The organism is Aeromonas sp. SG16 (assembly GCF_024436135.1).
GTDB lineage: Bacteria > Pseudomonadota > Gammaproteobacteria > Enterobacterales > Aeromonadaceae > Aeromonas > Aeromonas jandaei.
Genome location: NZ_JANFNW010000018.1, coordinates 1 through 5286 on the forward strand (window position 1 = coordinate 1; position 5286 = coordinate 5286).

At 42.3% G+C, this 5286-nt stretch carries 1 protein-coding gene; it reads left to right on the forward strand.

From position 1 onward, the window contains the following. Positions 1–84: 84 nt before the first annotated feature. Entirely contained in the window at positions 85–4824 is a 4740-nt protein-coding gene (locus tag NOM67_RS21655) for a hypothetical protein (RefSeq protein ID WP_255940186.1), read from the forward strand. Positions 4825–5286 lie beyond the last annotated feature (462 nt).

Here is a 5286-nt window from a genome sequence, read left to right on the forward strand (position 1 = left end):
TTCGTATTGCATCAAATAGAAAATGATAAGAGTCTCCCTCCAGAGATAAAAAACCGAGCTTATCTTGCCAGGATGGGGGAAAAAATGCTCGTTCCTGTTGATATAAAAGAGTGCAAGCTTAATAACACCCTTTTATTGCCTGACAGTGACGGTGCAAAAACGGGGGTGCTGATTTGTTTGGATTCAGAGACCCCTTACTACCGTATCAGGCAAGGGAGTGACCTGCCTGCATCTCTTGTATCGGTGATGCCTTACAATGCCGATAAAGAACAGAGTCAAATATATCCTCACCTAATAGGGGCCACGACTAGGCGTATCAATAATCCCAGCGCTATTGGTATACTTAATTACATTAGGGCTGGTAGGGTAGATTTTGGACAACACTTTAATAGTGATAATCCACAGGTGATGGATATAGCGAGTATTTCTGCACAACTGGCGAATACTATAGATGCCGATTATAAACTGCAGGGCAAGACTATAACCAATAAATTATTGCTTTCCAGAGGTATTGCTGGCGCTCATATTCCTGCTGATGCATCACTACAGGCAAATTATGACAACGGTTATCAGAGCCTTTCCGCTGAGATGAAAAAACATACCTATATGTATGCCATTGGTCTCACATTGCATAAAATAGAAAACGATAATAATCTTCCACCTGAGATCAAAGCACGAGCTAATATCGCTAGGATGGGAGGGGAGATATTGGTTCCTTTCGATATAGGAGGGCATAAGCTTAATAACACTATTTTACTACCTGATAGTGATGGTTCAAAAACCGGCATTCTTATTTGCCTTGACGCTGAAATGCCTTACTACCATATTCGCCAGATGAGTGAGCTGCCTACTTCTCTTGCATCGGTGATGCCATACAATGCCAATGAAATTAAGCGTAGAAATATATTGCTCGGCGGTAATGTCACGCCCATCATTACGCCCGGTGCCAATATGATTCTTGATTATGTCAGGACTGGAAATGGCGGCTTTGAAAGATACATCAATCATACAAATCCGAGTCCGATTGCTATATCTGCTTTATCTGCGCAACTCGTTAATCATATAGAAGAGGATTATAAGATAAAGAGGGCGGCTATAACCAATAAGATACTGATGTCCAGAGCCATTGACGGCGCCAATATTCTTGGTGAAGGGTTTCACTTAGTGGATGAAATATATAAGTCTGATATCACTACGCAAGGCGCTCTCCTCGAGCTAGTATTTAATCACCGCCTTAGGAAATTATTGTTTGGCATTGTAGATAATAATCCAGCCGAGATTAGGGAGGCTGGTATTGAGTATCTGAGAGCCATCGAAAGGCCATTCGCTACTCTCAGCAGAGATATGCAGTCAATCATCAGTTCCTATAGGGGAGAAACGGTACAAGAAGCTAATCGGCATATACATGAGGCTGAATATATAGGAAGCTGGGTTGATGTCACAGTCGGTGCCGTCGCCTCATTAACGCCAGTAGGGTTTGCTATTAATATTCTGCAATCGGCAGCGGGTCTTGGTGCTGATGTACTAGAGGGTAAAGAGCTTGACTCAATGGCGATTGCTAATCTGGTTATAGGGTGCATTCCTGAGGGTAAACTAGCTGCTAAAATCGGAAAATTCTCCCGTATTGGTGGCAGGGCCGTTAAATACGGGCTGATGGTTGGAAATAAAACGTTCGACCTTGCTATCGTAGGAGAAAGCATCAAGACAGCGGTAAAGACAGGTGACCCTCTTGCCATTTATCAGGCATTGTTAGCCAGTGGCATGAGCATTAGGAGCTCTTACCATATGGCAAAAAATATGTCACTAAAGCTAAACATAACTAGGAGTATGGAAGAGAGTGCTTCGCTGGAACAGCTTCAGAAGATCCACTCCAATGCACCTGAGTCTATGTTAGCTTCGTCCATGACCGAGCGAAAATTCAGATTGGGGTCGACAGAATTGCTCGGTAGAATAAATAGTGGTGAACTGGAGATATCCAGTAATAATGGTGTCGACTGGGAGAGGGGAAGTAAACTTCATTTGCTGGCGTACCGTCTACAAAATGCAGGGGGCAAGAACAAGCTCCCTGCTGGGGGTGGCAGCAACGTTCCGGAAGGGGGCGAAGCTGCGGCATTTACGGAGAATTCACACCCTGCTGAGCATTTGACTATCGTGCGTAGTGCTCATGATTTTGAGCTGAACGTCTCAGATGAAAATAAATACTTTTTACTTGTTGATACATATGAAGATGGTCCAATGGAAAGTGGGTTATTTTATGCTAACAAAGTACAAAAAATACCGCTAGATAATATTTACACATTAGGAGATGCCCCCGTATACTCTGACTTTGATATAGCTTTTGGTACCGGCATTAGTGGCGTAAAGTCACTGCGCTCAACACCTGGTGAATTATCAAACCTAACGCGAAAAGACCATTTGGAAATAATGGGGCATGGTCATCCTGGGAGTATAACTCAGTATGATGGCACTCGTCTTAATGGGACTCAGCTCGCAGATAAACTGAGCGAGCATGGACTTAAAGAAATCGGGTTTATTCGTATTGTCTCTTGTAATATCACGAATAAAAGTGATGTTTTTTTAACCGATCTGGTTAGGAGGCTAACTGAGCTAAATATAAAAGTAGGATATGTGTCAGGTACCAGACACTATGTCTCTCAAACAGATAATATCCGTGGGCATCGAATAGACAAGGTAAGTGGACCTGTTCCAGTTGATGAACAATTTAGATATGTTAAAGGGAATTTAATCGTCGATGAAAATTTACGCTCCGCAGAGGATACACCCTCCCAGGAAGTATTGAGTGAACACCCAGTGAGGAAAGTAATACCGGCGAGAAAATATGAACCGCATACGCCAGGTTATCAAGCGAACTATTCGATAGACTTAACAGACGTCAAAAATTTACGTACGAGACTGAAGCTGAATATGAGGAAGAATGTCTCTCGAATTCAGCGATTTAATGAAAAAACAAATTCTTATGAGAAAGTGAATGATTATGAGGTTGTTCCTTACCATACCACTGATCTTGATGTAAACACGCAGTTAAGAGATATGCTTTCTACGTATGAGTCGCTGAACTGGATTGCAAGTGACTATACCGGAAGTGGGTCTATGGATTTAAGAAGTAATCTAAAGATGGGGTATGAACTGCTGTGTGAAATAAGCGGTGATTTAAGAGAACCAAGCCCAAGTGCTAGTAAGTCACATTTTTTATTGATTGAAAAAACAGCAGGTCCGGTTACTTACGATAATATTCTGGGTATCGGTAAGATTGTTGATCTACTACCAGGAAATCAGCCTGGAGAGAAAAGCGCAATTATTATTGAATCGGTTGTTGCTCACCCTTATACCATTATCACTAAAAATAGCGACTTTATTCGGTACGCTGCAAGCCGGGGTTATCAACTTAGCCAAGAGGCTATGGCTCGGTATAATATAAAGCACGTTGGCACTCAGTTGATCCGTGATGGGTTGAAGCAAACCATGCAAAAAATAGATAAAGAGGTGCAGGACAATTTCAGATTAAGTAGACCAGAGAGTATTCAGTTCTCGGCACGTAACCCGATTACGGCACGAATGGCAGAGAAGTTTGGTGCCCGCCGCTCTGATGCCAGCAATATCAGCAATGAATTGATGAGAGTACGTGCGGTGGGGCAATCGGATATAGGCTTGCACGAGGAACCCAATATCATCTCTTTTGATGGACCAAGGCCTACAAGCAGGACCCGCATTAGACTGAAGGAACCAAGCAGTTTTTTGGGGCCGGATAGTAGCATCTCGTTTGTTGGCGATAATAAAGGAGGCAAACTGGTGATTCAGGCACATGGTGCAATGGCTAATGTCAATCATCTGAGTGCCAAAGAGTTAGCTATTTACCTGAAGGGGCATACCGCTGCAATGGGTATTGATATGAAGCGTGTCAATACGATAATTCTTCGATCCTGCTATAGTGCCAATGGGGGGATGTGGTCGACAGCCCAGATATTGGCAAACCTGACAGGTAAAAAAGTTAAGGCTTATTATGGTGTGGTCACATCACAAATGACTCATAATACTCCGGCAGCTGGTAAGATATTTATACCAAACAAGTTAGGGCATCGATTAACCAATGCTGAGCGTGGGCATAATCTTTTGCATAGAACATCTGAAATTCTTTTAAGAATACGTTCGTCATTAAGACGCGTGCCGCGTAGTACAAACGTCTCGGAAATGCAAGCAATAATACCTCCACGATTAAATGATAATTACAGGGCTTTTCTAGTCGATACACTTCATCTGATAGAAGGCCGTTCTAATCCAGCCTCATTTTCTCAAAAATATGGTATTAATGCCGGCAAGCTTATTAAATTAATGTCACGTATTGATGCCAGGACGGGTCTGGATGATGAGGAGTTCATTTCTTCTTTTTATAAATTATTTAAGCCAGGGAAAGTACGTAGCAATGGAACAGTAAGGCCTGATTCAGTATTGCTCGAGAAGTTAATTGAAAATTCAAACCCGAGTTTTATGCAATTTCACTTAAACAGATTCAATGCCGTAGAGCGCTCAACAAATAGTCGTGGTGAAATCCATCAGGGACAGAAAGTGTTAATTGATTATTCTTTTAATGTAAAGAAGATGCCTGACAGTAGCTGGGTGGGCTTATATCGTCATAACGATCTTCCTGGTGTTGATGATCCTATTGTGTGGAAACATTTAGATCGTGCAGGTGGTGGAGTTGATATTGATACATCTTCGTTAGATAAAGACAGATATAGAGTGATGTTTTTTTACGATGATAGCTATAACACACTGGAACATCAGGTAAGTTTTTCGATTGTATAAAGGTAACCTGCTTGAATTGATCTAACAGCTGCCTATCAGATCAGGTCGAGACTTTTACAGGGCGTTGCTGCCTAAATAAACCATCAGGTCATGACTTTATGGTTTATTTGGGTGGTAACGCCCTCAGGTATGTAAAAATTAATCAGCGAGACCGAAATGGATAAATTTTCAGCTTATTCTCGCCTTCGCAAATAGAGAGGGTTTTGACATTTAGTCAGGTTGTCTCTGAGCTGCCCTCTTCGTTCTAATTTCATTTCTAAATAACTTTAACCATTAGGACCGTATTATGCCTGATGTCTGTGCATTGAATAAATCAAAAGTATGCTCAACGGAAACCGAGAGCAATGACGATAGGGCTGCGCTTCAACAGGATTGCCAGCGAGGCGCTGTTAGCTCATTAGCTGATGAGAGGAGCGGGCCATCGGCCGGCCGCGACAATGGCAGCTTATTCTCTTTTCTTCA